This window comes from Microbacterium sp. NPDC055502 (assembly GCF_053643635.1).
On the sequence record NZ_JBSHKJ010000001.1, the window covers coordinates 1,410,105 to 1,436,310 of the forward strand.

23 protein-coding genes are annotated in these 26,206 nt (G+C 72.8%); 11 read left to right on the plus strand and 12 right to left on the minus strand.

Going from position 1 to position 26,206, the window contains the following annotated elements; translation table 11 throughout:
• Positions 1-19: 19 nt before the first annotated feature.
• Genes ACWH95_RS06990 through ACWH95_RS07020 form a run of 7 tightly spaced genes read left to right on the plus strand, consistent with a single transcriptional unit; the run spans position 20 to position 7,864 of the window.
• Positions 20-1,063 (plus strand): FecCD family ABC transporter permease, encoded by a 1,044-nt coding sequence (locus ACWH95_RS06990; protein WP_454120441.1) that lies wholly within the window; start codon positions 20-22, stop codon positions 1,061-1,063.
• Entirely contained in the window at positions 1,060-2,133 is a 1,074-nt protein-coding gene (locus tag ACWH95_RS06995; RefSeq protein WP_136032712.1) for a FecCD family ABC transporter permease, read from the plus strand. The genes ACWH95_RS06990 and ACWH95_RS06995 overlap by 4 nt, the downstream gene beginning before the upstream one ends.
• Positions 2,130-2,930 (plus strand): ABC transporter ATP-binding protein, encoded by an 801-nt coding sequence (locus tag ACWH95_RS07000; RefSeq protein ID WP_136032714.1) that lies wholly within the window; start codon positions 2,130-2,132, stop codon positions 2,928-2,930. The genes ACWH95_RS06995 and ACWH95_RS07000 overlap by 4 nt, the downstream gene beginning before the upstream one ends.
• Positions 2,920-3,879 carry a siderophore-interacting protein gene (locus ACWH95_RS07005; RefSeq protein WP_454120442.1) on the plus strand — a complete coding sequence of 320 codons (960 nt, stop codon included), beginning with the start codon at positions 2,920-2,922 and terminating at the stop codon, positions 3,877-3,879. Before ACWH95_RS07000 ends, ACWH95_RS07005 begins: the two co-directional genes overlap by 11 nt.
• A gap of 1 nt (position 3,880) precedes the next feature.
• Entirely contained in the window at positions 3,881-4,720 is an 840-nt protein-coding gene (locus tag ACWH95_RS07010) for an ABC transporter ATP-binding protein (protein ID WP_136032718.1), read from the plus strand.
• 28 nt (positions 4,721-4,748) lie between these two features.
• Entirely contained in the window at positions 4,749-5,780 is a 1,032-nt protein-coding gene (locus tag ACWH95_RS07015; RefSeq protein WP_454120443.1) for an ABC transporter substrate-binding protein, read from the plus strand.
• Positions 5,777-7,864 carry an iron ABC transporter permease gene (locus ACWH95_RS07020; RefSeq protein ID WP_454120444.1) on the plus strand — a complete coding sequence of 696 codons (2,088 nt, stop codon included), beginning with the start codon at positions 5,777-5,779 and terminating at the stop codon, positions 7,862-7,864. The genes ACWH95_RS07015 and ACWH95_RS07020 overlap by 4 nt, the downstream gene beginning before the upstream one ends.
• Before the next feature lie 127 nt (positions 7,865-7,991).
• On the opposite strand, the gene ACWH95_RS07025 is transcribed toward ACWH95_RS07020, so the two are convergent.
• Entirely contained in the window at positions 7,992-8,834 is an 843-nt protein-coding gene (locus tag ACWH95_RS07025) for an alpha/beta fold hydrolase (RefSeq protein WP_136032723.1), read from the minus strand.
• Between the two features lie 96 nt (positions 8,835-8,930).
• Here ACWH95_RS07025 and ACWH95_RS07030 point away from each other — a divergent pair, with 96 nt between their 5' ends.
• A complete protein-coding gene (locus tag ACWH95_RS07030; protein ID WP_136032725.1) occupies positions 8,931-9,497 on the plus strand; it encodes a TetR/AcrR family transcriptional regulator in 567 nt (188 codons plus the stop codon).
• A gap of 16 nt (positions 9,498-9,513) precedes the next feature.
• On the opposite strand, the gene ACWH95_RS07035 is transcribed toward ACWH95_RS07030, so the two are convergent.
• Positions 9,514-10,755, minus strand: coding sequence for a glycosyltransferase family 4 protein (locus ACWH95_RS07035; RefSeq protein WP_247638206.1), 1,242 nt, complete (start codon positions 10,753-10,755; stop codon positions 9,514-9,516).
• 163 nt (positions 10,756-10,918) lie between these two features.
• Between ACWH95_RS07035 and ACWH95_RS07040 the strand changes: the two genes are divergently transcribed.
• Complete coding sequence (locus ACWH95_RS07040; protein ID WP_206251938.1) at positions 10,919-11,737, plus strand: tryptophan-rich sensory protein; 819 nt, start codon at positions 10,919-10,921, stop codon at positions 11,735-11,737.
• Here ACWH95_RS07040 and ACWH95_RS07045 read toward each other — a convergent pair.
• The 6 genes from ACWH95_RS07045 to ACWH95_RS07070 are packed head-to-tail and all read right to left on the minus strand — an operon-like array spanning position 11,719 to position 19,471.
• A complete protein-coding gene (locus tag ACWH95_RS07045) occupies positions 11,719-12,390 on the minus strand; it encodes a response regulator (protein WP_136032732.1) in 672 nt (223 codons plus the stop codon). The two genes, ACWH95_RS07040 and ACWH95_RS07045, sit on opposite strands and share 19 nt — an antisense overlap.
• Positions 12,387-14,942 carry an ATP-binding protein gene (locus tag ACWH95_RS07050; RefSeq protein ID WP_454120446.1) on the minus strand — a complete coding sequence of 852 codons (2,556 nt, stop codon included), beginning with the start codon at positions 14,940-14,942 and terminating at the stop codon, positions 12,387-12,389. Before ACWH95_RS07050 ends, ACWH95_RS07045 begins: the two co-directional genes overlap by 4 nt.
• Positions 14,939-15,544, minus strand: a complete 606-nt coding sequence (gene kdpC / locus ACWH95_RS07055) for a potassium-transporting ATPase subunit KdpC (protein ID WP_247982668.1) — start codon at positions 15,542-15,544, stop codon at positions 14,939-14,941. Before kdpC ends, ACWH95_RS07050 begins: the two co-directional genes overlap by 4 nt.
• 21 nt (positions 15,545-15,565) lie before the next feature.
• Positions 15,566-17,704, minus strand: a complete 2,139-nt coding sequence (gene kdpB / locus ACWH95_RS07060) for a potassium-transporting ATPase subunit KdpB (RefSeq protein WP_454120447.1) — start codon at positions 17,702-17,704, stop codon at positions 15,566-15,568.
• Position 17,705: 1 nt separating this feature from the next.
• Positions 17,706-19,382 (minus strand): potassium-transporting ATPase subunit KdpA, encoded by a 1,677-nt coding sequence (gene kdpA / locus ACWH95_RS07065; RefSeq protein WP_136035460.1) that lies wholly within the window; start codon positions 19,380-19,382, stop codon positions 17,706-17,708.
• Positions 19,382-19,471, minus strand: a complete 90-nt coding sequence (locus tag ACWH95_RS07070) for a potassium-transporting ATPase subunit F (protein WP_136032743.1) — start codon at positions 19,469-19,471, stop codon at positions 19,382-19,384. Before ACWH95_RS07070 ends, kdpA begins: the two co-directional genes overlap by 1 nt.
• A gap of 190 nt (positions 19,472-19,661) precedes the next feature.
• On the opposite strand from ACWH95_RS07070, the gene ACWH95_RS07075 reads away from it, so the two are divergent.
• Positions 19,662-20,837, plus strand: a complete 1,176-nt coding sequence (locus ACWH95_RS07075) for an SLC13 family permease (protein WP_454120448.1) — start codon at positions 19,662-19,664, stop codon at positions 20,835-20,837.
• 9 nt (positions 20,838-20,846) lie between these two features.
• Here ACWH95_RS07075 and ACWH95_RS07080 read toward each other — a convergent pair whose 3' ends face one another.
• Together ACWH95_RS07080 and ACWH95_RS07085 are read right to left on the minus strand one after the other, a co-directional pair.
• Positions 20,847-21,434 carry a GNAT family N-acetyltransferase gene (locus tag ACWH95_RS07080; RefSeq protein WP_136032747.1) on the minus strand — a complete coding sequence of 196 codons (588 nt, stop codon included), beginning with the start codon at positions 21,432-21,434 and terminating at the stop codon, positions 20,847-20,849.
• Positions 21,431-22,381 carry a DMT family transporter gene (locus ACWH95_RS07085; RefSeq protein ID WP_378803259.1) on the minus strand — a complete coding sequence of 317 codons (951 nt, stop codon included), beginning with the start codon at positions 22,379-22,381 and terminating at the stop codon, positions 21,431-21,433. The genes ACWH95_RS07080 and ACWH95_RS07085 overlap by 4 nt, the downstream gene beginning before the upstream one ends.
• Here ACWH95_RS07085 and ACWH95_RS07090 point away from each other — a divergent pair.
• Positions 22,380-23,786 (plus strand): aminotransferase-like domain-containing protein, encoded by a 1,407-nt coding sequence (locus ACWH95_RS07090; protein ID WP_378803260.1) that lies wholly within the window; start codon positions 22,380-22,382, stop codon positions 23,784-23,786. The genes ACWH95_RS07085 and ACWH95_RS07090 overlap by 2 nt on opposite strands.
• A 4-nt stretch (positions 23,787-23,790) precedes the next feature.
• Here the strand turns inward: ACWH95_RS07090 and ACWH95_RS07095 are convergent, their stop codons facing one another.
• Together ACWH95_RS07095 and ACWH95_RS07100 are read right to left on the minus strand one after the other, a co-directional pair.
• Complete coding sequence (locus ACWH95_RS07095; RefSeq protein WP_168443057.1) at positions 23,791-23,961, minus strand: hypothetical protein; 171 nt, start codon at positions 23,959-23,961, stop codon at positions 23,791-23,793.
• Between the two features lie 156 nt (positions 23,962-24,117).
• Positions 24,118-26,073, minus strand: coding sequence for an APC family permease (locus ACWH95_RS07100; RefSeq protein ID WP_378803850.1), 1,956 nt, complete (start codon positions 26,071-26,073; stop codon positions 24,118-24,120).
• Positions 26,074-26,206 lie beyond the last annotated feature (133 nt).

Sequence of the window (26,206 nt, forward strand, 5' to 3'; positions counted from 1 at the left end):
ACCACCGCCGAGAGTCACCGTGATCTCCGCACCCGTGCTCGCACCGGACGCCGCCGCCCTGCGGCGCCCGGTGCTGGCGCGCACCCTCTGGCTGTGCGCCGGGGTCGTGGTGCTGCTGGTGCTGGCGGTGCTCTCGGTGTCGTTCGGGGCGCGCGCGGTCACCCTCGACGACATCCTCGCCGCACTGGGCGGACAGTCCGACACGATCGGGCAGGCCGCGGTGATCAAGCGCCTCCCGCGCACGGTGCTCGCGCTGCTCGTGGGCGCCGCGCTCGCGCTTGCCGGGGCGACCATGCAGGCCGTGACCCGCAACCCCATCGCCGAGCCCGGCATCCTCGGCATCTCGAACGGGGCGTCGTTCGCGGTCGTGCTCGGCATCGCGTTCTTCGGGCTGAGCAACCCGTACGGCCAGATGGCGTTCGCGATCGCCGGCGCCGCGGCGGCCGCGGTGTTCGTCTACGCCGTCGGGTCGCTCGGCCGCGGCGGCGCCACCCCGCTCAAGCTCGCCCTGGCGGGCGCGGCGACCTCGGCCGCGTTCGCCTCGCTCATCAGCGCGGTCATGCTGCCGCGGGTCGATCTGCTGCAGACTTTCCAGTCGTGGCAGATCGGCGGGGTCGGGGGAGCCGAGTGGCCGCGCATCGCGATCACCGCCCCCGTGCTCGCGGTCGGCGCGCTGCTGTGCTTCCTGACCGCCCGCGGCATGAACTCCCTCGCACTCGGCGACGACATGGCCACGGGGCTCGGCGAGCACGTGGCGCGCACGCGCGCGGTCTCGGCGCTCGGCTCGGTGATCCTGGCCGGAGCCGCGACCGCGATCGCCGGGCCCATCGGCTTCGTCGGGCTCATCGTGCCGCACCTGTGCCGCCTGCTCGTGGGCACCGACCACCGCTGGCTGCTGCCCTTCTCGGCCCTCGCGGGAGCGGCCCTGCTGACCGCGAGCGACATCGTCGGCCGGGTGATCTCGCCGTCGTCGGACGAGATCCAGGTCGGCATCATCACCGCGATCATCGGGGCGCCGTTCTTCATCTGGATCGTCCGCCGACAGAGGGTGAGGGAGCTGTGAGCGCCACGGAGCACACGCTCGTCCGCGCGGAGGAGTCCGCGGCCGCCCGCACGGCCAGGGTGATCGCCGGACGCCGGGCCCGTCACCGCCGGCACGCGCTCGTCACGGTCGCGCTGGCCGTGGTCGTGCTCGCCCTGTTCACGGTCGCGCTCATGGTGGGCAACACGTTCTATCCGCTCGACGAGGTGATCCGCGTGATCCTGGGCGAGACCGTGCCGGGGGCGTCGTTCACCGTGGGCGACCTGCGGCTGCCACGGGCGATCCTCGCCATCCTCGCGGGGCTCGCGTTCGGCATGGCCGGCGTCACCTTCCAGACCATGCTGCGCAACCCGCTCGCCTCCCCCGACATCATCGGGATCTCGCACGGCGCCGGGGCGGCCGCGGTCTTCGGGATCGTCGTGCTCTCGCTCAACGGCCCGATGGTGTCGCTGCTCGCACTCGCCGGCGCCCTCGTCACCGCGCTCGCGATCTACCTGCTCGCGATCAAGGGCGGCTTCGCCGGCGCCCGACTGATCCTGATCGGGATCGGGGTCGCGGCGATGCTGCAGAGCGTCATCGCCTACCTGCTCTCCCGCGCCGCGAACTGGGACATCCAGACCGCCATGCAGTGGATCACCGGCAGCCTCAACAACGCCTCGTGGGAGCGGGTGCTGCCGATGGCGATCGCCGCGGTCGTGCTGGTGCCGCTGCTGCTGACGCAGGGGCGGGCCCTGGGCGCGCTCCAGCTGGGCGACGACTCCGCGGCCGGCCTCGGCGTGCGCGTCGGCGTCACCCGCGTGGTGTTCATCCTCGGTGCCGTCGCGCTGCTCGCCGTCGCGACCGCCGCCACCGGCCCCATCGCGTTCGTCGCCTTCATGGCGGGACCGATCGCCGCCCGGCTCACCGGACCGGGCGCGACCCTGCTGCTGCCCAGCGGTCTCGTCGGCGCGGTGCTGGTGCTGGCGGGCGACCTCATCGGCCAGTTCGCGCTCGGCACGCGCTACCCCGTCGGCGTCGTCACCGGGGTCGTGGGCGCGCCGTACCTGATCTACCTCCTCATCCGCACCAACCGCACCGGAGGCTCCCTGTGACCGCCGCCCACACCCTGTCCGCCGAGGGCGTGACGCTCTCCTACGGCGACCGCACCGTGGTCGAGGGGCTCGACCTGCAGATCGCCCCGGGCAAGATCACGACCATCGTCGGCGCGAACGGCTGCGGCAAGTCCACCCTGCTGCGCGCCCTCGCCCGGCTGCTGTCGCCCGTGGCCGGCCAGGTGGTGCTCGACGGCACGTCCGTGCACACCCGCCCGACCAGGGAGGTCGCGCGCATCCTCGGGCTGCTCCCGCAGTCGCCCGTGGCCCCGGAGGGCATCGCGGTGGCCGACCTCGTCGGGCGCGGACGCCACCCGCACCAGCGGGCGCTGTCGCGCTGGAGCGCGCACGACTACGAGGTCGTCGCCGATGCGCTCGACGCCACGGGCATCAGCGACCTCGCCGACCGCAGCGTCGACGAGCTCTCCGGCGGACAGCGTCAGCGCGTGTGGATCGCGATGGCCCTCGCGCAGGAGACCGACATCCTGCTGCTCGACGAGCCGACCACGTTCCTCGACGTCGCCCACCAGGTCGAGGTTCTCGACCTGCTCACCGACCTGAGCGTCGCCCGCGGCACCACGATCGTGATGGTGCTGCACGACCTCAACCTCGCCGCCCGCTACGCCGACGAGCTCGTCGCCATGAAGGACGGCCGCGTGCACGCCACGGGGTCGCCGCAGGACGTGGTGACCGCCGAGCTCGTGGAAGAGGTCTTCGGGCTGCCCAACCAGATCACCGTCGACCCGGTCTCCGGGAAGCCGATGGTCACCCCCATCGGAAGGCATCATGTCCGCTGAGACGACCACGACCGAACGCCCGACCTACCTCCTCACCCGCGCCGAGGTGCGCGCCGTGGAACGCGTGTCGCCCTCGTTCGTGCGGGTGACCCTCGGCGGGGACGACCTGCGTGAACTGGGCACCCCCGGCGCGGTGTTCGACAGTCGCATCAAGCTCGTGTTCCCGCCCGCGTCCGGGGTGCTGCCCGAGATCGACCGCTCCACGGACGACTGGTGGGGCTCCTACCTCGCGGTGCCCGAGGCCGAGCGCGGCGCGATGCGCACGTACTCGGTGCGCGAGCTGCGGGTGGCCGCCGACGACACGACCGAGGTGGACGTGGACTTCGTGCTGCACCTGGAGCCGGGGCTCACCGGGCCCGCATCGCGGTGGGCGAGCACGGCGGCCGTGGGGCAGGAGCTGTGGCTCGTCGGTCCGCGGCGCGGGGTCGTTCCGCACGGCGGTGCCGAGTACCGCCCTGGGCGCGCCGACTCCGTGGTGCTGGCGGGCGACGAGACGGCCGCCCCCGCGATCGCCCGCATCCTGGAGGACGCTCCGCGCGACCTCCGCGGTGTCGCGTTCATCGAGGTGCCGTCGCCGGCCGACGTGCTGCGCATCGACCCGCCCGCCGGGGTGGAGGTGCACTGGCTGCCCCGCGACGTGGGCGAGCCGCACGGCCTCCGGCTCATCCCCGCGGTGCTCGGCTACCTCGGAGACGCCGACGCGACCGACGAGATCCGGGTGAAGGACGTCGAGACGGAAGACCTGCTGTGGGAGACGCCGGAGTACTCGGGTCTCGGCGAGGACATCGACCCCGCGACCGCGACCCCGGTGGAGCGCTACTTCTGGATCGCGGGGGAGAGCGGCGTGGTCACGACCCTGCGCCGGCACCTGGTGAAGGACCTCGGCATCGACCGCCGCCAGGTCGCGTTCATGGGCTACTGGCGCCGCGGCGTGGCGATGCGGGGCTGACGTGACCGCGACCGACGGGCGGCCCGCCCTGCAGGGCGACTCCCTGGTGCTCGGCTACGGCCGCTCCCGCGTGGTGCACGACGTGTCGCTGCGCCTCGCCCCCGGGCGGGTGACGGCGCTGATCGGCCCGAACGGCAGCGGCAAGTCGACCGTGCTGCGCGCCCTCGCCCGCCTGCACCGCATCGACGGCGGCACGGTGCGCGTCGGCGGGGACGAGCCGCGGGATGCGGCCGCCCTGTCGGCGAAGGAGTTCGCGAAGACCGTGGCGATGCTGTCGCAGTCGCGTCCCCACCCGTCCGGCATCGAGGTGTCCGACGTGGTCGCGTACGGGCGGCACCCCCACCGCGGTCGCTTCGCCGGCATCACCGAGGCCGACCGGGCAGCCGTGGCCCGCGCGCTCGCGCTCACCGGGCTGTCCGACATGGCCGCCCGCCCGGTCGACCAGTTGTCGGGCGGAGAGCTGCAGCGCGTGTGGCTGGCGACCGCGCTGGCCCAGGACACCGGGGTGCTGCTGCTCGACGAGCCGACCAACCACCTCGACCTGCGCTACCAGGTGGAGACGCTCGACCTGGTGCGCGAGCTCGCCGACGACCACGGCACCGCCCTCGGCGTGGTGCTGCACGACCTCGACCACGCGGCCTCGGTGGCCGACGACGTGGTGCTGCTGCATCGCGGGCGCGTGCACGCCGCCGGGACCCCCGTCGAGGTGCTCACGGGCGAGAACCTGTCGGAGGTCTACGGGCTGCGCATCGACACCGTCGTCGACGACGAGACCGGGCTGGTGCGCGTGCGACCGCGCGGCCGCCATCACGCCCGGCATCGCGCCGGCACCGCACTCTGATCCACCCCCACCCCTGGAGGAACACCCGATGAAGAAGACCCCCCTGGCCGTGCTCGCCCTCGGTGGTGCGCTGACCCTCGCGCTCGCCGGGTGCGGCACCACGCAGACGCCGTCCGCCTCGGACGCCGCAGCGCCCGTCTCGACCAGCGAGGGCTGCGCGGACGACGCGACCGCGACCTCGACCGGTGCCGTCTCGGTGACGGACGACCTGGGCCGCACGGTCGAGCTCGACCGGCCGGCCGAGCGCATCGCGGTGCTGGAGTGGCAGCAGATCGAGGACGCGCTGACGCTGTGTGTGGCCCCGGTCGCCGTCGCCGACGCCGAGGGCTACTCCACGTGGGTGTCGGCGGAGAAGCTGCCGGACGACGTGGTGGATGTGGGCACGCGGCAGGAGCCGAACCTGGAGACCCTGTTCGGCACCGACCCCGACCTGGTGATCGTCGAGGTGCGCGGGACGGACGACCCGATCGTGGCCCAGCTCGAGGAGTACGACGTGCCGGTGCTCGCGACGGTGGGCGCCGATGCGAAGGACCCCATCGCGAAGATGCTGAACACGCTCGACCTGATCGCGCAGGTCACGGGTCGTGAGGAGCGCGCCGACGACGTGGCCGCGGAGTTCCAGCAGCACCTCGACGACGCGAAGGCCGAGCTGGCGGACCGCGAGCTCGCGACACGCGACTTCGTGTTCTTCGACGGCTGGGTCGACGGCGGCAACGTCGCCCTGCGGCCGTTCGGCCAGGGCTCGCTCGTCGGCGAGGTCGGCGAGCAGCTCGGACTCGTGAACGCCTGGACCGGGACGGTCGACCCGGTGTACGGCCTGGGGCAGACCGACGTGGAGGGCATGACCACGGTCGGCGACGCCAACCTGTTCTACACCGGTACGGAAGACCCCGACTCGGAGAACATCATGGATGCCCTCGCCGACAACCCGGCCTGGACCTCGCTGCCCGCCGTGGCCGACGGCCGCCTGACCGCGTTCCCCGCGGGCATCTGGACGTTCGGCGGCCCCCGCTCGACCGCGCAGATCGTCGACGGCTTCGTCGAGGTGCTCTCGAAGTGACCGAGACCCTCCGCCTCGACGACACGACGGATCCCGCGGCGCCGGAGCGTCGCGCGACCGTCGTCTCCGTCGAGGCGGAGGGCCGCGGGCCGAAGGCCCTCCTGACGGGGGTCGGGGTGCTCGTCCTGCTCGCGGTGCTGCTGGTCGCGGTCGCCGGCTGGCATCTCACGCAGGGCACGAGCGGGGCCGTGCTGCCCCCGGCCGACGTGCTGTGGGGCTCGCGGATCCCGCGCCTGGCCGCGGGCGTCGCGGTCGGGGTCGCCCTGGGCGTGGCGGGGATCCTGCTGCAGTCGCTCGCCCGCAACGCGCTCGCCTCGCCCGACACGCTGGGGGTGACCGCGGGAGCGTACCTCGCGGTCACGGCGCTCGCCGCGTTCGGGATCGCCGTGCCCGTGTGGGCGTCCGGAGCGGTGGCGTTCGCGGGCGGGCTCGTGGCGGCCGGGATCGTGCTCGGGCTCGCGGGCGGTGCCGGCTCGTCCACCACGCGCCTCATCCTCGCCGGCACGGCCCTGGCGCTGGCCTTCCAGGCGGGCACCTCGACCCTGCTGATCCTGTTCGACGAGGAGACCACCGGGCTGCTCGCGTGGGGGAGCGGGAGCCTGTCGCAGCTCGGGCTGACCGCGTTCCTCCAGGCGGCCCCGGTCGTGGTGGTCGTCACCGTGCTGGCGCTGGTGCTCGCCCGACGCCTCGACATCCTGGCGCTCGGCGACGACACGGCCTCGTCGCTCGGGGTGCCGATCCGTTCCACGCGGGCGATCGGCATCCTCCTCGCGGTCACGCTGACGGCCGTGTCGGTCACGCTCGCGGGACCGATGGGCTTCGTCGGACTGTGCGCGCCGGTGCTCGCGCGGCTGCTGTCCCGCGTGGTGCCCAGCCTGAACCGGCACCTGCTGCTGATCCCGGCCGCGGGGCTGCTCGGCGCGATCGTGGTGATCCTGGCCGACGCCCTGCTGCGGGCGCTGATCGGCGCCGAGGCCGCGATCCTCATCCCGACGGGGGTCGCGACGACGCTGCTGGGCGCGATCGTGCTGGTGCTCATGGCCCGACGGCTGCGCGACGCCGGCCCCACCCGCGAGCCGCCGCGCGTGCGCTTCGGTGTGCGCAGCCGCGTGCGCTTCCGCGTGACCCTGGTGGTCGTGGCGCTCGGGGTGGCCGGGGTGCTGCTGCTCGGGCTGCTCGCCGGTCACACGTGGCTGCTGACGGGCGACATCGCCCTGTGGCTGCAGGGGCAGGCGGCCCCGCCGATCGCGTTCGCGCTGGACGAGCGGGCCCCGCGGGTCGTGGCCGCGGTCGTGGCGGGAGGCGCGCTCGCCCTCTCCGGCACGCTGATCCAGGGGGTGAGCCGCAACCCGCTCGCCGACCCCAGCATCCTCGGGGTCACCGGTGGCGGCGGGCTGGGGGCCGTGCTGGTGATCACGAGCGCGGCGTCGTCGACGGGCGGCATGATCGCGGGTGCCGTGACGGGCTCGCTGCTCGCGTTCGCCCTGGTCTACCTCCTGTCGTGGCGAGGAGGTCTGAGCGCGGACCGGTTCCTGCTCGTGGGTATCGGGGTGTCGTACCTCACGGTCTCGCTCACGACGTTCTTCCTGCTGCGGTCGAACCCGTGGGACACCCCGCGGATCTACACGTGGCTGTCCGGCACGACGTACGGTCGCGCGTGGGAGCAGATCCTCCCGCTGGTGATCGTGCTGGTCATCGCACTGCCGTTCGTGGTGTCGAGCCGCCGCGAGCTCGACGTCCTGTCGCTCGACGAGGACACGCCGCGGCTGGTGGGCATCCGGCTGGAGCCGGTGCGCCTGCTGCTGCTCGCGGTGGCGGCCGTGCTCGCCGCGCTGAGCGTCACGGCGATCGGGGTGATCGGCTTCGTGGGGCTCGTGGCGCCGCACGCCGCCCGGGCGCTGGTGGGGGCGCGGCATGCGCGGGTGATCCCGGTCGCCGTGCTGCTGGGCGGGCTGCTGGTCGCGGTGGCCGACACGATCGGTCGCACGGTCATCGCGCCCGCGCAGCTGCCGGCCGGCCTGGTGGTCGCGCTGGTCGGCGCCCCGTACTTCGTCTGGCTGCTCTGGCGCTCGCGCGACGCCTGACCCCGCTCCCCGGCCCGCCCTGTCCGTTCGTCCCGTGGCGGGATCGAAAACGCACCCCCGGGGGCGTCCGGAGGTGCGTTTTCGATCTCCGAGCCGGGGTGGGTGGGGAGAGCGGGGAGGGGGGGGGTTACTTCGCGAGGAAGTCCTTCAGGGCGGCGTTGACCTCGTCGGCGTGGGTCCAGAGCAGGCCGTGCGGCGCGCCCTCGACCTCGATGTACGTCGCCTCGGGGACGGCCTGGTGGAAGCGGCGGGCGGTCGCGTCGATCGGCAGGATGTTGTCCTTCGTGCCGTGCAGGATGAGCGTGGGCTTGCCGGCCGCGCGCACGGCCTCGACGTCGCCGCGGAAGTCCTCGATCCACGTCGGCACGACCGCGTAGGCGGCGACCGGGGCGCTGGTGACCGAGAGGTTCCAGTTGGCGTCGACGACCTGCTGGCTGATGCGGGTGCCGAGGTTCTCGTCGAGGTTGTAGAAGTTCTTGTAGAACTCGGTGAACCAGGCGTAGCGGTCGCCCTTGGCGGCGGCCTCGATCCCGTCGAACACGTCCTGCGGCACGCCCTCGGGGTTGTCGTCGCGCTGCACGAGGAACGGCTCGAGCGAGGCGAGGAAGGCGAGCTTGGCGACGCGCTCGTGCCCGTAGCGGCCGACGTAGCGGGCGAGCTCGCCGGTGCCCATCGAGAAGCCGACGAGCACGACGTCGCGCAGGTCGAGGGTCTCGAGCACGGTGTTGAGGTCGGCGGCGAAGGTGTCGTAGTCGTAACCGCTGCCCACCTTGGAGGACTGGCCGAAGCCGCGGCGGTCGTACGTGATCACGCGGTAGCCCTGGGCGAGCAGCTCACGCGTCTGGCGCTCCCAGCTGTGCCCGTTGAGCGGGTAGCCGTGGATCAGCACGACGGGCTGCCCGGATCCCTGGTCCTCGTAGTACAGCTCGATCGGGGTGCTGTTCTCGTTCCCGACGGTGATGTAGCCCATGATCCTGGTCCTTTCGGTTCCGGTGAGAACGATCGTTCTCGCTCGATGTGTCCAATCTAGAGAACGAGCGTTCTCATGTCAAGTAGACTTCTGCACATGACCGAAGACGACGCTCGCGAGCGCATCCTCTCCGCCGCGGAGGAGCTCTACTACCGCAAGGGATACGCGGCCGTCGGCATGGACGAGCTGCGCACGGCCGCCGGCGTGTCGCTGCGTCGCCTCTACTCGCTCTTCCCCGCCAAGACCGATATCGTCTCGGCGGTCCTCGCCCGCAGGCACACCGAGTGGGAGTCGGGTCTCTCCGCCGCTGTCGCCGCCGCGGGCGACGGGCCCCGCGCGCGGCTGCTCGCCGTCTACGGCTACCTGGAGGACTGGTTCTGCAGCGACGGCTTCCGCGGCTGCGCGTTCATCAACGCATTCGGCGAGCTCGGCGGGACGAACCCCGAGGTCGCCTCCATCGTCCGCGCGCACAAGGCCTCGTTCCAGGAGTACATGGCCGCGCTGGTCGCGGACACCGGTGCCCCGGCCGCGCTGGCCGCCCAGCTCTCGATCCTCGCCGAGGGGGCGCAGAGCACCGCGGCGATCTCGGCCGACCCGCAGGCGGCGGTGCACGCGCGCCGGGCAGCCGAGGTGCTCATCGACGCGGCGTTCGCCACCGCCTGAGCTTCGGCACCTCTCGTCAGGTGTCGTCGTCGGCCGCCCGCCGAGCCGCCGTATCCCAGGCCTCGCGCACGCCCCGCAGGTGCTGCTCCGGCTGGAACGGGTGCGACGCCGTCACGGTGCGCAGCGAGCGCTCGACCACGATCCCGGGGTGGTGCACGAGCTCGCGCAGCATCGCCGCCATGCCCTTCGCATCGGGTGAGCCGCACAGGATCCCCGCCTCGGCCAGGCCCTCCCGCAGCCGAGGGTCGACGTACAGCACGCTCCGCGCCGCCCGGAACGCCTCCGCGACCACGACCGGCTGCGGGTCGAGCCCGAACGACGTGACGGCCAGCAGGTGCGAGTCACGCAGAAGGGGCTGGATGCTCTCCGGCTCGACGCGACCGAGGAACTGGATGCTGCTGCCGCTGTCTGGCGCCGCGGTCCCCGCGACCTCGCGCGCCTCGGCGTACAGCGGTCCGTCTCCCGCGATCCGCGCCACGAGTGACCCCGGCGGCAGGTCCTCCCCGGCCCGTCGCACCGCGCGCACGAACTCCAGGATCCCCGACTCGAGGGTGAGCCGGCCCACCCACAGCACCTGCAGCGGCAGCTCGACCGCCTGGAGCGGCACCCCGGGGATCGCGCGCGGTGGCATCGGGTTCGGCACCACCTCCACCTCCGGCAGCCCGGCGATCCGCAGCGCCTCGGCCTGATGCGCCGAGGGCGAGATCACGGCGTCGGCCTCCAGTGCGGCGTCGAGCGTGACGCTGCGCACCGCGGCATCGATCGCGCGGGGGGTGTCGGCGAGGGCGGTGCGAGGAGGGCGTCCGCGCAGCACGCGGGCCAGTCCGCGGACGGCCGCCGCCGCGACCCGGTCGAATCGTCGCAGGTCCGGTCCCTGCCAGAAGAAGGTGTGCACCGTGTGGACGACGGGGATGCCCTGCTCCTGGGCCACCCGGATCGCCGCGGCGGTGAGGCCGAACTCCGAGTGCACGTGCACCACGTCGATCGACCGCTCCCGGAACAGGCGCCGCAGCCGCGCTCGCAGGGCACGACTGTTGCGGATCGCCGGCATCTCGACGCCGGGGATGACCCACGCGGCGGCCATCAGGATCGGTGCCTCCCCCGGCGGCACGGGGCGTGGCGCGCTTCCCGGCTGCGCGGCGCCGATGACCACCACCTCGTCGCCCGCGGAGCGCAGCAGCTCCGCCTCGCGCAGGACGACGGCCTGCGCATCTCCGATGCGGTCGAGTGCGTAGTCGCAGACGAGTGCGATCCTCACGGCGGTCACCCCCAGGTCGTGCGGAACAGAGTGCTGTCAAACGTAACATCTTACTCGCCGGGTGAATGACGCGGGGTGGCACAAGTCTCTTACCTGGTTAGCGATCGGGGGAGGGGCTGTCAAGGGCACTGCGGCGGAGGTGCCGTCACCCTAGAGTCGCGGCATGGAGACTTCGACGAAAGGCATCCTCCGCCAGAGCCTGGTGATCGCGGCGGCCGTGTTCATGCTGATCGCCGCCGCCATCGGTGCCGGCGCATTCGGCGGCACCTCGGTCGACGAACTGCAGAACGGTGCGCTGTCCGCTCAGGGCTCGTATCTCGCGCCCGCCGGACCGGCGTTCTCGATCTGGTCGCTCATCTACCTCGGCCTGCTCGCCTACACGGCGTGGCAGGCCCTCCCCGCCCGCCGCCAGGACCCCCGGCAGGAGGCCGTCGGCGGCTGGATCGCCCTGTCGATGGTGCTCAACGGCCTGTGGCTCGTGACCGCCCGCTACCTCACGCTGTGGCTCACGGTGCTCGTGATCGCGCTGCTGCTCGCCGTGCTCGCGCGTGTGATCGTGCTGCTGGGACGATTCCCCGCCCGCAGCGCCGTCGACCGCGTGCTCACCGACGGCGCCAACGGGCTCCACTTCGGCTGGGTCACGATCGCCACCGTCGCCAACACCGCCGCCTGGCTCACGCAGACCGTCCCGGAGAGCGCGGAGCAGCAGGCGGAGGTGTGGGCCATCGCGGTGCTCGCCGTGGTGCTGCTCATCGGTGCCGCGAGCGCGTGGTTCACCGGGCGTCTCGCGCCCGCCCTCGCCACCGCGTGGGGGCTCGCCTGGCTCGCGGTCGGTCGTCTGACCGGCGAGCCGCAGAGCACGCCGACCGCCATCGCCGCGATCGTGGTGGCCGCGGTCCTGGTGCTCGTGGGGGTCGTGGCCGTCGTGCGCCGGCGTCGAGCGACCCCGGCGACCCTCGCGCCTCAGAGCACCAGCCGGTAGCCCATGCCCGCCTCGGTCAGCAGGTGCACGGGCGAGGAGGGCTCGCTCTCGAGCTTCTTGCGCAACTGCGACATGTACAGGCGCAGGTAGCCGGAGTCGGACACCTGCGCGCTGCCCCAGATCTCCTTCAGCAGATCCTGCCGGGTGACTAGCGCCCCCGGGTGCCGTGCCAGGTGCTCCAGCATGCGCCACTCGGTCGGCGTCAGGTGCACGCGGGTACCGGAGCGGGTGACCGTCTTGGTCGCCAGATCCACCACCACGTCGCCGAAGGCCACGACCGACTCGCCGTTGGCGGCCACCGCGCGGCGGGAGAGCGCGCGCAGTCGCGCCAGCAGCTCGTCCACCTGGAACGGCTTGGTGACGAAGTCGTCGGCCCCGGCGTCGAGCGCCTCGACCTTGTCGGCGGAACCCGTGCGACCGGAGACGACGATGATCGGCACGGTCGTCCACCCCCGCAGCGCCTGGATCACCTCGATGCCGTCGAGCCGCGGCATCCCGAGGTCGAGCATGATGAGGTCGGGGTGCGACTGCGCCGCGGCGGCGATCGCGGCGGCGCCGTCCGCGGCGACGACCACCTCGTAGCCGTGCGCGGCGAGCGTGATGCGCAGCGCCCGCACCATCTGGGGGTCGTCGTCGGCGATGAGGAGCTTCACTCCGTGCCCTCCGTGTCGGCAGGCCCTGCGGCGAGCGGCAGGGAGATGACCATCGTGAGTCCGCCACCCGGCGTGTCCTCGGGTGTCAGGGTACCGCCCATGCCCTCGGTGAACCCGCGCGACAGCGCGAGCCCGAGGCCGAGGCCGGTCGTGTTGTCGGTGTCGCCGAAGCGCTGGAACGGCTGGAAGATGCGGTCGCGGCGCTCGGGCGCCACGCCCGCGCCCCGGTCGACGATGCGGATCTCCGCGCGCTCACCCAGACGGCTGGTGGTGACCAGCACCCGGCTGCCCTCGGGGGCGTGACGGTGGGCGTTCGCGATCACGTTCACCAGCACGCGCTGCAGCAGCACCGGGTCGGCGAACAGCGCGGGCAGGGCGGGGTCGAGCGCGAGGTCGACCTCGGACGGCCCGAGACCGAGCTCGTCGACCGCCGCGAGCACGGGACCGGCCGCGTCCACGCGCGAGGCCGAGACCGCGAGCACGCCCGCCTCCACCCGGCTCACGTCGAGCAGGTCGGTCACCAGGGTCGACAGGGTCGCGAGGCTCTCGTCGGCGGTGGCGAGGAGCTCCGCGCGGTCGGTCGCCGACAGGCCCTGCGCGGCCCGGAGACCGCCGATCGCCGCGACCGCCGACGCCAGGGGCCGGCGCAGGTCGTGGCTCACCGCCGAGAGCAGGGCGCTGCGCACCTGGTCGGTCTCGGCCAGCGCCTCCGCCTCGCGCGCGGTCGCCCGCAGGTCGGTGTGCTCGATCGCCGCGGCGAGCTGCGCCACGATCGCGTCGAGCAGCCGGCGCTCCGGACCCGCGAGGGGCTCGCCGTTCAGCTCCAGCAGGGCGCGGGGCCCGCCGCCCGCTGCCCCCACGGGGATGGTCGTGGCGCGGCCGTCCGGCACCGGTTCGCCGTCGCTGGCGAGCACCTGCCCGTCGGGCGTGAGCAGCCGGACGCCGCTGAGCCCGAAGGCCTCCCGTGTGCGGCTCACGAGCGCCAGCACGGCGTTGTCGCCGCGGAGCACGTTGCCCGCGACCGCCGCCAGCAGCTCCGCCTCGGCCGTCGCGCGCTGCGCCGTCCTCGCCCGGCGGGCGGCCTGATCCACGATGATGCTCACCAGGATCGCGATGACCACGTAGAGCGTGAGCGCGAGGGCGTGCAGCGGGTGCGCGATCGTGATCGTGAACAGCGGCGCCACGAACAGGAAGTCGAGCGTGATGCCCGACAGCACGGCGGCGAACACCGCGGGGCGGATGCCGCCGATCAGCGCCACAACGACCACGAGCAGCTGATACGCGAGCACCTCGGCGGTGATCGACTCCGGGCTGCGGAAGGTGAACATGAGCCACGACAGCAGGGGGCCGAACACGAGCGCGACGCCGAAACCGAGCGCCTGGCGCCGCCATCCCAGTGCCCCGCCGGTGATGCGGGGCAGCGCGAGTCGCCCGCCCGCGGCCGCGTGGGTCACGATGTGCACGTCGATGTCACCCGAACGCCGGATCACCTCGGAGCCGATGCCCGGTCCGGTCAGCGCGGCCGTCAGGCGGCCGCGGCGGCTCACGCCGATCACGAGCTGCGTGGCGTCGGCACCCTGGGCGAACTCCACGAGCGTGCCGGGGATGTCGTCGCCGACCACCTGGTGGTACGTGCCGCCGAGGGACTCCACGAGCGCGCGCTGTGCGGCCAGGGCGCCCGGGGTCTCGCCGCGCAGGCCGTCCTGGGCGGTCACGTGCACCGCGAGCAGCTCGCCCCCGGCCGACCGTGCGGCGATGCGGGCTCCGCGGCGCAGCAGCGTCTCGCCCTCCGGGCCGCCCGTCAGCGCGACGACCACCCGCTCGCGCGCCTGCCAGGAGCCCTCGATGCCCTGCTCGGCGCGGTAGCTGCGCAGCGCGCTGTCGACCTCGTCGGCGAGCCACAGCAGTGCGAGTTCGCGCAGCGCGGTGAGGTTGCCCAGACGGAAGTAGTTCGACAGTGCCGCGTCGATCCGCTCCGCGGGATACACCAGGCCCGCCGACAGCCGGTCGCGCAGGGTCTGCGGGGCGAGGTCGACCACCTCGACCTCGTCGGCTGCACGCACCACGGCATCCGGGATGGTCTCCTGCTGCGCGATGCCGGTGATCTTCTCCACCACGGCGTTCAGCGACTCGATGTGCTGCACGTTGACGGTGGTCACCACGTCGATGCCCGCCCGCAGCAGCTCCTCCACGTCCTGCCAGCGCTTGGGGTGGCGCGAACCGGGGATGTTCGTGTGCGCGAGCTCGTCGACCAGGGCGATCTCCGGTGCGCGGTCGAGCACGGCGTCCAGGTCGAGCTCGGTCAGCACCACCCCGCGGTGCTCGTCCACGCGTCGCGGAACCTCGGGGAGCCCGGCGGTGAGGGCCGCGGTGGCCGCCCGGCCGTGGGTCTCCACGACCGCGATCACCACGTCGCGGCCCTCGTCGAACAGGCGCCGCCCCTCCGCGAGCATCTCGAACGTCTTGCCCACCCCGGGGGCGGCGCCCAGGAGCACGCGCAGGCGCCCCCGGCGCTGGTGCTCCGGCGGGCGATCCGTGCGCGCTGCGCTCATTCACCCTCCCGGTCGTCCAGTGCGAGGTTGAGTTCGGCGACGTTGATCCGCTCCTCGCCGAGGAACCCCAGGTCCCGCCCTTGAATCCTAGACTCCACGAGCGCACGCACCTCGTCCTCGGGCAGGTCGCGCGCGGCGGCCACCCGCGGCACCTGCAGCAGGGCGTAGGCGACGCTGATGTGCGGGTCGAGACCGGAGCCGGAGGCGGTCACGGCGTCGGCGGGCACCAGGGACGGGTCGACACCCTCGCGCTCCGCGACCTCGGCCGTGCGCTCGGCGATCGTCGCGACCAGGTCGGGGTTCTCCGGTCCGAGGTTGCTGCCGCCCGAGGCGGTGCCGTCGTAGCCGTCGCCCGCCGCGGACGGGCGCGACTGGAAGTACTGCGGCAGGGCTTCGCCGTCGGCGTCGGTGAAGGACTGTCCGATCAGGGCGCTGCCGCGGTCGTCGGGCAGCATCGAGCCGTTCGCCTGTGCGGGGAGCAGCAGCTGACCGATGCCGGTGACGAGCAGGGTGTAGCCGACGCCGAGGACGAGGGTGAGCACGAGCATCGCGCGGACGGCGACCCCGGCGGTGCGCATCGTGGTGCGGGTGGTGGAGGACATGGTGTGCCTTTCGCGCGGGGGTCAGAAGCCGGGGAGGAGGCTCACGACGAGGTCGATGAGCTTGATGCCGAGGAACGGCGCGATCACGCCGCCGAGGCCGTAGACGAGCAGGTTGCGCTGCAGGATCTGCGAGGCGCTCGCGGGGCGGTAGGCCACCCCGCGCAGGGCGAGCGGGATGAGGAAGACGATCACGATCGCGTTGAAGATGATCGCGCTCGTGACCGCAGACGCGGGCGAGTGCAGCTGCATGATGTTGAGCGCTGCGAGCCCCGGGAACACTCCCATGAACATCGCCGGGATGATCGCGAAGTACTTGGCGATGTCGTTCGCGAGCGAGAATGTGGTCAGCGCGCCGCGCGTGATGAGGAGCTGCTTGCCGATCCGCACGATGTCGATGAGCTTGGTCGGGTCGGAGTCCAGGTCGACCATGTTCCCCGCCTCCTTCGCCGCCGACGTGCCCGTGTTCATCGCCACGCCCACGTCGGCCTGTGCCAGCGCGGGGGCGTCGTTGGTGCCGTCGCCGGTCATCGCGACCAGCCGCCCGCCCTGCTGCTCGCGGCGGATGAGATCGAGCTTGTCCTCGGGGGTGGCCTCGGCGAGGAAGTCGTCGACCCCGGCCTCCGCGGCGATGGCCTGCGCGGTGAGCGGGTTGTCTCCGGTGATCATGACCGTGCGGATGCCCATGCTGCGCAGCTCGTCGAAGCGCTCGCGCAGGCCGTCCTTCACGATGTCCTTGAGGTGCACGACGCCCAGCACGCGCCCGTCCTCGCCGGTGGCGCGCACCGCCACGACCAGGGGTGTGCCGCCGCTGCTCGCGACCCCGTCGGTGAGGGAGGTCAGCTCGGCGTCGGTCCCGCGGCCCAGCCAGGCCGACACCGCGGAGCCGGCCCCCTTGCGGATCTCGGTGCCGTCGGCGAGGTCGAGTCCGCTCATGCGGGTCTGCGCGGTGAACGGCACGACCACGGCGTCCTCCGGCGCCTCCACCCGGAGGCCGCGCGCGGTGGCCAGCTCGACGATCGAGGCGCCCTCGGGCGTGGGGTCGGCCAGGGACGACAGTGCGGCGACCCGCAGCAGCTCCTCCGCGTCGACGCCCGTCAGCGGCAGCACCTCGTGCGCGCGCCGGTTGCCGTACGTGATCGTGCCCGTCTTGTCGAGCAGCAGCGTGGTCACGTCTCCCGCGGCCTCGACCGCGCGGCCCGACATCGCCAGCACGTTGCGCTGCACGAGGCGGTCCATCCCGGCGATGCCGATGGCCGACAGCAGCGCGCCGATCGTGGTCGGGATGAGGCAGACGAGCAGAGCGATCAGCACCGGGATGCTCACCGGGGAGGCGGCGTACGAGGCGATCGGGTTCAGCGCCAGCACCACCACGACGAACACGATCGACAGGCTCGCGAGCAGGATGTTCAACGCGATCTCGTTCGGGGTGCGCTGACGGCTCGCGCCCTCGACCAGCGCGATCATCCGGTCGACGAAGGTCTCGCCGGGCTTCGACGTGATGCGCACCACGATGCGGTCGGACAGCACCCGGGTGCCGCCGGTGACGGCGCTGCGGTCGCCGCCGGACTCGCGGATGACCGGGGCGCTCTCGCCCGTGATCGCCGACTCGTCGACGGTCGCGATCCCCGCCACGATGTCGCCGTCGCCCGGGATCAGCTCGCCCGCGGTCACGATCACGACGTCGTCGCGCTGCAGCTCCGCCGACGACACCTCCGCGGTCTCGGCGCGCTCGGCCGCGGGATCCGCCGCGGGATCGTGGCGCACCACGCGGCGGGCCATCGTGCTGGTGCGGGTCTTGCGCAGGCTCGCGGCCTGCGCCTTGCCCCGGCCCTCCGCGACCGACTCGGCCACGTTCGCGAACAGCACCGTGAGCCACAGCCACACCGCGATGCCCCACGTGAACGCGAGCGGCACGGGCGAGCCACCGGAGTCGGCCGGTCCGCCCAGGAAGGGCTCCGCGATCGCGAGCACGGTCGTGAAGGCCGCACCCACCCAGACGAGCAGCATCACGGGGTTGCGCACGAGCGTGGCGGGGTTGAGCTTGCGGACGGCGCCGGGCAGCGCCTGCACGAGCTGCGACCAGCCGAACGACCGCGGTGTCGCAGCGGGGGCGGGGGCCGTGGCGCTCTCGGGCGCGGACGGCGTGGTGAGGAGGGTCATGTCAGAGTCCTTCGGCGAGCGGTCCCAGTGCGAGCACGGGGAAGTAGGTGAGGGCGGTGACCACGACGGTCACCGTGAGGAGCAGGCCGACGAACTGCGGCCGGTGGGTGGGCAGGGTCCCGGTCGTGGCGGGGATGCGCTCCTGCGCCGCGAACGACCCGGCGAGCGCGAGCACCAGCACGATCGGCAGGAAGCGGCCGAGCAGCATCGCCACGCCCAGGGCCGTGTTGAACCACGGGGTGTTCGCGGTGAGCCCGGCGAAGGCGGAGCCGTTGTTGTTCGCGGCCGAGGTGAAGGCGTACAGCACCTCGCTCATGCCGTGCACGCCCGGGTTGAGGATGCTCGTGGACTCCACGTCGTCCCGGATGCCGGGGATCGCGAAGCTCAGGGCCGTGCCGCCGAGCACGAGCGCCGGGACCACGAGGATGTACAGGCTCGCGAGCGTCATCTCCCGCGGGCCGATGCGCTTGCCGAGCCACTCCGGCGTGCGGCCGACGAGCAGCCCGCCCACGAAGACCGCGACGATCGCGAGCACGAGCATGCCGTACAGCCCCGAGCCCACCCCGCCGGGGGCGACCTCGCCGAGCATCATGTTCAGCATCGGCATCATGCCGCCGAGCGCCGTGTACGAGTCGTGCATCGAGTTGACGGCGCCCGTCGAGGTGAGCGTGCTGGCACTGCCGAACAGCGTCGAACTGAGGATCCCGAAGCGCTGCTCCTTGCCCTCCATCGCGGCTCCGGCGAGCTCGGGTGCGGCGCCCCGGCCGGCGAGCTCCAGTGCCGAGAGGGCGACCGTCGAGGCGAGGAAGATCGTGCCCATCACGGCGACGATCGCGTAGCCCTGGCGGTGGTCGCCCACCAGGCGGCCATAGGTGCGCGGCAGCGCGAACGGGATCACCAGGATCAGCAGCACCTCGATCAGGTTCGTCCACCCGGTGGGGTTCTCGAACGGGTGGGCGGAGTTCGCGTTGAAGAAGCCGCCGCCGTTCGTGCCGAGCAGCTTGATGGCCTCCTGCGACGCGACGGGTCCGCCGGGGATCGTCTGCGCGCCCCCGGACACCGTGGTCACGTCGGTGAAGCCCGCGAAGTTCTGGATCACGCCGCCGGCCAGCAGGGCGACCGCGCCGATCAGGGCGAGCGGCAGCAGCAGCCGCCCGAGCCCGCGGGTCAGGTCGACCCAGAAGTTGCCGATCGTCGCGGAGCCGCGGCGGGACAGACCCCGCACCAGCGCGATCGCGACCGTGAGGCCGACCGCCGCCGACACGAAGTTCTGCACCGTGAGGCCGGCCAGCTGCACGGTGTAGCCCATGGTCTGCTCGGGCGAGTACGACTGCCAGTTCGTGTTCGCGACGAACGACGCGGCCGTGTTGAACGCGAGGCCCTCGGGCACGGCGGGGAGCCCGAGCGACTCCGGCAGGAACGCCTGCAGCCGCTGCAGCGCGTAGACGAGCACGAGGCCCACGAGCGAGAACAGCAGCACGCTCCGGGCGTACGCGCGCCAGGTCTGCTCCGAGCGCGGGTCGACCCCGATCACGCGGTACAGCCCGCGCTCCACCCGCAGGTCCTTCGCGGAGGTGTAGACGTGGGCGATGTAGTCGCCGAGGGGGCGGTAGAGCAGCACGAGCACGACCACGACGGCCGCGACCTGGAGCACCCCGAACAGGATCGTCGCGTCCATCAGAACCGCTCCGGGGCGACCAGGGCGACGACGAGGTACACGATCGCGGCGACGGCCAGCACCGCGGCGATGATCTCGAACACGATCATGCGCGGTCCACCGCCTTCGCGACGAGGGACACGAGGGCGAACAGCGCGAGGGTCAGCGCGAGGTAGATGATGTCGAGCACGACCCCGATCCAACTCCCGGGCGTCGCCGCCTCCGTCGATCCTCACGGTTCCCCTACGCCACGTCCGCCGATGCATGCGGCTTTCTCACGGTGGGCCCTATGCTCGCGAGGTGGGGACGCGCGCGCACCGGATCAGGCCAGGGGCCGTGCTGGTGCTCGCCCTCGTCGCGGTCGCGGCGGTCTGCGTCGTCACCGGGTTCCTGCCGAGCGCCGACGCCGAGGCGCTCGGGCTGCGGACCGCTCCGGTGCTGGGCTTCGTCGTCGCGATCACGATCGTCGCGGAGCTCGCGCGGGACGCGGCGGTGTTCGACGTGGTCTCGCAGCGGCTCGCCCGGTGGGGTCGGGGCAGGGTGGCGCTGCTGTGGCTGCTGGTGATCGCGCTCGCCGTGGTGAGCACGGTCTTCCTGTCGCTCGACACGACGGCGGTGATCGTCACGCCCGTGGTGGTGGTGCTCGCGCAGAGCATCGGTGTCCCGCCGATCCCGTTCGCGCTGGCGACCGTCTGGCTCGCGAACACGGCCTCGCTGGCCCTCCCGGTGTCGAACCTCACGAACCTGCTCGCGGCGCGTCAGATCGGCGACGGGCCCGCCGCGTTCGTCGCGCTGAGCTGGGCGCCGACCCTCGTCGGCATCCTCGTCCCCGTGCTGCTGCTCACCCTCGTGCACCGGCGCACCGTGTTCTCGCGCTACCGCACGCCCCCGCCCCGGCGCCCCGCCGATCCGGTGCTGTTCTGGACCGCGACGGGCGTGCTCGTGGTGCTCATGCCCGCGCTCGCCCTGAGCCACGACGTGTGGATCCCGGCGACGGTCGCCGCGGTCGCGCTCGTGGCGGTGTTCGCGGTGCGGCGGCGCAGGGCTCTGCGGTGGGGACTGGTGCCCTGGCAGGCGGTCGCGCTGGCCGCCGCGCTGTTCGTGCTGGTGGAGACGCTGCACGCGCGGGGAGCGCTCGACGTGCTCACCGCGCCGATCGCGGGCGACGGGTTCGGTGACCTCCTGCGGCTCGCGGCGCTCGGTGCCGTGAGCGCCAACGCCATCAACAACCTCCCCGCCTACCTCGTGCTCGAGCCCGCGGCGGGCGACCCCGTCGCGCTCATGGCGCTGCTGATCGGCGTGAACCTCGGCCCGCTGATCACGCCGTGGGCCTCGCTCGCGACGCTGCTGTGGCACCACCGCATCACCGCGCTCGGCGTGGAGATCCGCTGGAGCCGCTTCATGGCGTGGGGGACGGTGGCGGCGGTGCCCACGGTGATCGCCGCGGTCGCCGTGCTGGCCCTCGTCGCCGGCTAGTGCCGGGGGTCAGCTCCCTACCGGCCACTCCTCGGCGAGCAGACCGTAGTTCATGCCGTCGAGCCACTCGCCCGAGCGGTGCAGGGCGGTCTTGCGGCTGTGCTCCTCGCGGCGCATGCCGAGCCGCTCCATGAGCCGCCAGGAGGGCTCGTTGTCGGCGAAGCAGCCGGCGTGCACGCGGCGCAGGCCGAGCGGGCCGAAGCACACCTCGATCGCCGCCCGCACCGCCTCGGTCGCATAGCCGCGGCCCGTGGAGGCGGGGTCGAGCACCCAGCCGAGCTCGGCCTCCACGCCCTTCGCGCGCTCGGCGACCTCAAGCTGCGCCCAGGCGTCCTCGATGCGGATCATGAGGTCGCCGATGGGGGTGGGGGCGTCACCCTCGTGCTCGGGCAGGCGCTCGATCAGGTACAGCGACGCCAGTCGGGCGGGCTCGAGGTGGCGCTCGCGGAACGCCTCGATCGTGTCGGGCGCGAGGCCCAACCAGCGGTTCACCTCGGGCAGGCGTCGCCACCCCCACATCGCGTCGAGATCGTCGGGGGTGCACGGACGCAGCTGCAGCCGGGGGGTGCGGACGGGCCAGGGAACGCCTTCGGTCATGCCCTCAGCCTAGGGCGGGCTCCGCGCCGCGCGGCCCCGGACTGCCGGGTGCGTACGGCGAGGGCCGCGCAGGCGATCACGGCGAGTCCTCCCGCGACCGTGGGCCAGCCGATCTGCTCGTGCAGCAGCAACCCCGCCCACGCGATACCCATCACCGGCTGCACGAGCTGGATCTGGCTCACCTGCGCCATCGGCCCGATCGCGAGTCCGCGGTACCAGGCGAAGAAGCCGAGGAACATGCTGACCGCGGCGAGGTACGCGAACGCGAGCCACTGCACGGGCGTCGCGGCGGGTGGCTGCGCGACCGCGGCGACGACAGCGAGCGCGGCCATCAGGGGAGCGGCGAGCACGAGCGCCCAGGAGATCGTCTGCCACGACCCGAGCTCGCGCGCGAGCAGGCCGCCCTCCGCGTAGCCGACGGCCGCGGCGAGCACGGCCCCGAAGAGCAGCAGGTCGGCGACGTGGAGGGTGCCGAGTCCCCCGCCCTGTGCCACGGCGAACACGACGGCACACGCGGCGCCGGCGGCCGCGAAGACCCAGAACGACCGCGCCGGCCTCTCTCCCGTGCGCACCACGACGGCGACGGCGGTGGCGGCGGGGAGCAGGCCGATCACGACCGCGGCGTGACTTCCGGGCGTCGTGGTGAGGGCGAAGGAGGTGAGGATCGGGAAGCCGACGACCACGCCGCCCGCGACGACCGCGAGGCGTGCCCACTGTCGGGCCGTGGGTGTGCGGGACCGCGCGAGAGTGAGCACGCCCGCGGCGAGGACGGCCGCGACCACGGCGCGCGCCGACCCGATGAACAGGGGCGACAACCCGCCGATCGCGACGCGGGTGAGGGGCAGCGTGAACGAGAAGGCGATGACCCCGAGAAGCCCCCAGGCGGGGCCGGCGTATCCGGATAGCACTGTCGGACGAAGGGCAGTAGCGCTACTCTGTTCTGTCATGGGTCAGGATAGCACCGAGCGCATCGTCCGCGGACTGCGAGCCTGGGTGGCGTCGGCCGCCCCCGGTGCCCGGCTCCCGTCCAGTCGTGCGCTCGTCGCCGAGTACGGGGCGAGCCCGGTCACGGTGCAGCGCGCCGTGCAGCAGCTCGCGCGCAGCGGTCTGATCGACACGCGGCCGGGGGTCGGCACGTTCGTCCGGGCCGCGCGGGCCCCCAGAGCGCTGGACCACAGCTGGCAGACCGCCGCGCTCGGCCCCGCCCCCATGCGCTCCTCTGGCCTCTCCGCGACGCAGCGCACCGCCGCCCCGGACGTCATCGGCCTGCACTCGGGCTATCCCTCGCCCGAGCTGCTGCCGGAGCGCCTGGTTCGGCAAGCGCTCGTCCGGGCGTCGCGCACCCCCGCCGCGGTGACGCGCTCCCCGGCCGCCGGTCTCCCCGAGCTCCAGGCATGGTTCGCCGCGGAGCTGGCGGCGACCGTCCCCTCCGGCATCGCGGCACCCTCACCCAGGGACGCGCTGGTCGTGGCCGGCAGCCAGAGCGGTCTCAGCTCGATCTTCCGGGCCGTCGTGGGCACCGGGCGGCCGCTGCTGATCGAGTCGCCCACGTATTGGGGTGCGCTGCTCGCGGCGGAGCAGGCGGGGGTCGCACTGGTGCCGATCTCTTCCGGACCCGCCGGCCCCGATCCGGACGAGGTGGAGCGGGCGTTCGCGCGGACGGGAGCGCGGGCGTTCTACGCCCAGCCGACGTTCGCGAATCCGAGCGGCGCACGCTGGTCCGTGGCGACGGGGGAGGCGGTGCTCGAGATCGTGCGGCGGCACGGGGCGTTCCTCATCGAGGACGACTGGGCGCACGACCTCGGCATCGACGCCGACGCGCATCCCCTCGCCGCGGCCGACGACGACGGACACGTGGTGTACGTGCGCTCGCTCACCAAGAGCGTCTCGCCCGCGCTGCGCGTGGCGGCGGTGATCGCCCGAGGCCCGGCGCGCGAGCGGATCCTCGTGGACCGGGCTGCCGAGGGCATGTACGTGAGCGGGCTGCTGCAGGCCGCGGCGCTCGACGTGGTGACGCAGCCGGCCTGGCGCACGCACCTGCGCGGATTCCGCGAACAGCTGCGCACGCGCCGTGACCTGCTGGTGTCGAGCCTCGCAGCGCACGCGCCCGCGGTGACGGTGGAGAACGTGCCGGCGGGCGGCCTGAACCTGTGGGCGCGGCTGCCGGAGGGGACGGACGTCGGCCGGGTCGTGCGGGAGTGCGAGCTCCGCGGCCTGCTCATCGCCCCGGGCGGAGAGTGGTTCCCGGCGGAGCCCGCTGGCGCGTACGTGCGACTCACCTACGCGAACGCCGATCCCTCCCGGTACGCCGAGGCCGCGGGCATCCTCGGCGCCGTCGTCGACGGGTCCTGACTCCTCACTTCCGCGGCCAGAGCTTCCGGCGCAGCGCGGGGAACAGCAGGGCGACCGCGACGAGCAGGGAGATCGCGACGTTGAGCAGGAAGATCGGATTCTCCCCGGAGAGGAACTCGTAGACCACCGCGTTCCCGGCGGCGCTGATCACGGCGAGAGCCAGCACGAGATACATCGTTCTTCTCCCGTGGGCAGTGCGCGCGCTCATTTCACCCCTCCAGACTACCTCATATGACGACAGTGTGATCCGAAATGACTGCCATGGAGCATGGTAGGTGCGGCCTCGACCCGGCGCTCTCGGTTGAGCCGGCGCGCGCGGAACCCGCCGGACTCAGTCCGTCGAGGGGGGACCGGCGGGGCGGTGGGCGCGGCGGCCCGACACCACGACCGGGCGGCCGGCGCGCTCCTGGCCGGGAAGCGGGCGGGAGCGGCGACCGTAGATGAGCTCGGACGAGTCGAGCAGCCACGGCACCAGGGTGATCGAGACGCCGTGCACCAGCATGAGCTGGTTGGCCAGGCGTCGGGCCCGCCGATTGTGCAGGAACGACTCCCACCAGTGGCCCACGATGTACTGCGGAAGATAGACGGTCACGACCGAAGAGCCGTGCTTCTCGCGGTACTGGCGGATGAACTGCGTCACCGGCTGCGCGAACGAACGGTACGGCGACTCGACGATCACGAGGGGCACCGGCACGAGGTGCTCCGCCCACTCGCGCTGCAGCGCCGCCGCGTCGTCGGCCGACACCGCCACGTGCACCGCGAGGGTCTTGTCGTGCTTCGCGGCGATCGCGTAGTCGATGGCCTTCATGACAGGCTTCTGCAGGTGGTTCACGAGCACGATCGCGACGTCGCCCGACGCCCCGAAGCGGGTGGTGTCGTCGATCGCGATCTCGTGCTCCACGTCGCGGTAGTACCGCTTCACGCCGATCATGAGGAACGCGAGCACCGGGATCGCGAAGAACACCAGGTAGGCGCCGTGCGTGAACTTGGTGATGGTCACGATGACCAGCACCAGCACCGTGAGGGTCGCCCCGGCCGAGTTGATCAGCAGGCCCACCTTCGCCGAGCGGCGGTCGGTCGCCGCTGCGCCGTCTCGCGGTCCCGCGGCCGGTTCTCGCAGCACGCGTCGCCAGTGGCGCACCATGCCGATCTGCCCGAGCGAGAACGACACGAACACGCCGATGATGTACAGCTGGATCAGTGTCGTCAGCCGGGCCTGGAACACCACCAGCACCGCGATCGCCGCGATGCCGAGCAGGATCATGCCGTTCGAGAACACCAGGCGGTCGCCGCGGGTGTTGAGCGACTTGGGGGCGTAGCCGTCGCGCGCGAGCACCGCGCCCAGCAGCGGGAAGCCGTTGAAGGCCGTGTTCGCCGCGAGCAGCAGCACGCACGCGGTCGCCGCCTGCACGATGAAGAAGGGGATGCTGCCGCCGCCGAACGTCGCGGCCGCGATCTGCGCCATCAGGCTCGGCTGCGGCGTGGTGCAGTCGAAGCCGATCAGGTCGCACGGGTTCTCGGCGTAGTGCACGCCCGTGATGAGCGCGAGGGCGGTGAGGCCGGAGAACAGGCAGATCGCGATGGTGCCCATGAGCACGAGCGTGGACTGGGCGTTGCGCACCTTGGGCGCCCGGAACGCGGGCACGCCGTTCGACACGGCCTCGACGCCGGTGAGCGCGGAGCATCCGCTCGAGAACGCGCGCAGGATGAGGAGGATGACGGCCGCCTGGCTCAGGCTCTCCGCCTGCACGCTGAAGTCCGCGCTGGACGCGACGGGGGCGTCGCCGAAGACCGTGCGGATCAGGCCCGTGACGATCATGATGCCGACCGAGCCGATGAACACGTACGTCGGGATCGCGAACACCAGCGACGCCTCGCGCACGCCGCGCAGGTTCACGATGATGATGAGGATCACGAAGCCCACCGCGAGCTCGACGCGGAAGGGGTCGAGCCCCGGCACGGCCGAGATGATGTTGTCCACGCCCGAGGCGACCGACACCGCGACGGTCAGCACGTAGTCGACCAGGAGTGCCGCCGCGACGATCACGCCGGGGATCTCGCCGAGGTTCTTCGACGCGACCTCGTAGTCGCCGCCGCCCGAGGGGTAGGCCTTGATGAGCTGACGGTAGCTGAGCACCACCACGAGCAGCAGCACCACGACGGCGATCGCGACGAGCGGCGTGAACGACAGGAACGTGAGCCCGCCGATCAGCAGGATCATCACGAGCTCCTGCGGCGCGTAGGCCACCGAGCTCAGTGCGTCGGAGGCGAAGATCGGCAGCGCCATGCGCTTGGGGAGCAGCTGCTCGTCGACCTGCTCGCTCGTCAGCGGGTCGCCGATGAGGATGCGCTTCGCTCGCGGCGGCGCGTCCGCGCCGAGTCGGGTTTCTTCTGACACGTCCGGCGACACTACGCCCGCG

Bases quoted from the DNA above. Each gene is read 5' to 3' on its own strand.
- ACWH95_RS07005 (WP_454120442.1), top strand. From the start codon at position 2,920: ATGTCCGCTGAGACGACCACGACCGAACGCCCGACCTACCTCCTCACC.
- ACWH95_RS07015 (WP_454120443.1), top strand. From the start codon at position 4,749: ATGAAGAAGACCCCCCTGGCCGTGCTCGCCCTCGGTGGTGCGCTGACC.
- ACWH95_RS07025 (WP_136032723.1), bottom strand. From the start codon at position 8,834: ATGGGCTACATCACCGTCGGGAACGAGAACAGCACCCCGATCGAGCTG.
- ACWH95_RS07030 (WP_136032725.1), top strand. From the start codon at position 8,931: ATGACCGAAGACGACGCTCGCGAGCGCATCCTCTCCGCCGCGGAGGAG.
- ACWH95_RS07040 (WP_206251938.1), top strand. From the start codon at position 10,919: ATGGAGACTTCGACGAAAGGCATCCTCCGCCAGAGCCTGGTGATCGCG.
- ACWH95_RS07050 (WP_454120446.1), bottom strand. From the start codon at position 14,942: ATGAGCGCAGCGCGCACGGATCGCCCGCCGGAGCACCAGCGCCGGGGG.
- kdpC (WP_247982668.1), bottom strand. From the start codon at position 15,544: ATGTCCTCCACCACCCGCACCACGATGCGCACCGCCGGGGTCGCCGTC.
- kdpB (WP_454120447.1), bottom strand. From the start codon at position 17,704: ATGACCCTCCTCACCACGCCGTCCGCGCCCGAGAGCGCCACGGCCCCC.
- kdpA (WP_136035460.1), bottom strand. From the start codon at position 19,382: ATGGACGCGACGATCCTGTTCGGGGTGCTCCAGGTCGCGGCCGTCGTG.
- ACWH95_RS07070 (WP_136032743.1), bottom strand. From the start codon at position 19,471: ATGATCGTGTTCGAGATCATCGCCGCGGTGCTGGCCGTCGCCGCGATC.
- ACWH95_RS07080 (WP_136032747.1), bottom strand. From the start codon at position 21,434: ATGACCGAAGGCGTTCCCTGGCCCGTCCGCACCCCCCGGCTGCAGCTG.
- ACWH95_RS07090 (WP_378803260.1), top strand. From the start codon at position 22,380: ATGGGTCAGGATAGCACCGAGCGCATCGTCCGCGGACTGCGAGCCTGG.
- ACWH95_RS07085 (WP_378803259.1), bottom strand. From the start codon at position 22,381: ATGACAGAACAGAGTAGCGCTACTGCCCTTCGTCCGACAGTGCTATCC.
- ACWH95_RS07095 (WP_168443057.1), bottom strand. From the start codon at position 23,961: ATGTATCTCGTGCTGGCTCTCGCCGTGATCAGCGCCGCCGGGAACGCG.
- ACWH95_RS07100 (WP_378803850.1), bottom strand. From the start codon at position 26,073: ATGGCGCTGCCGATCTTCGCCTCCGACGCACTGAGCTCGGTGGCCTAC.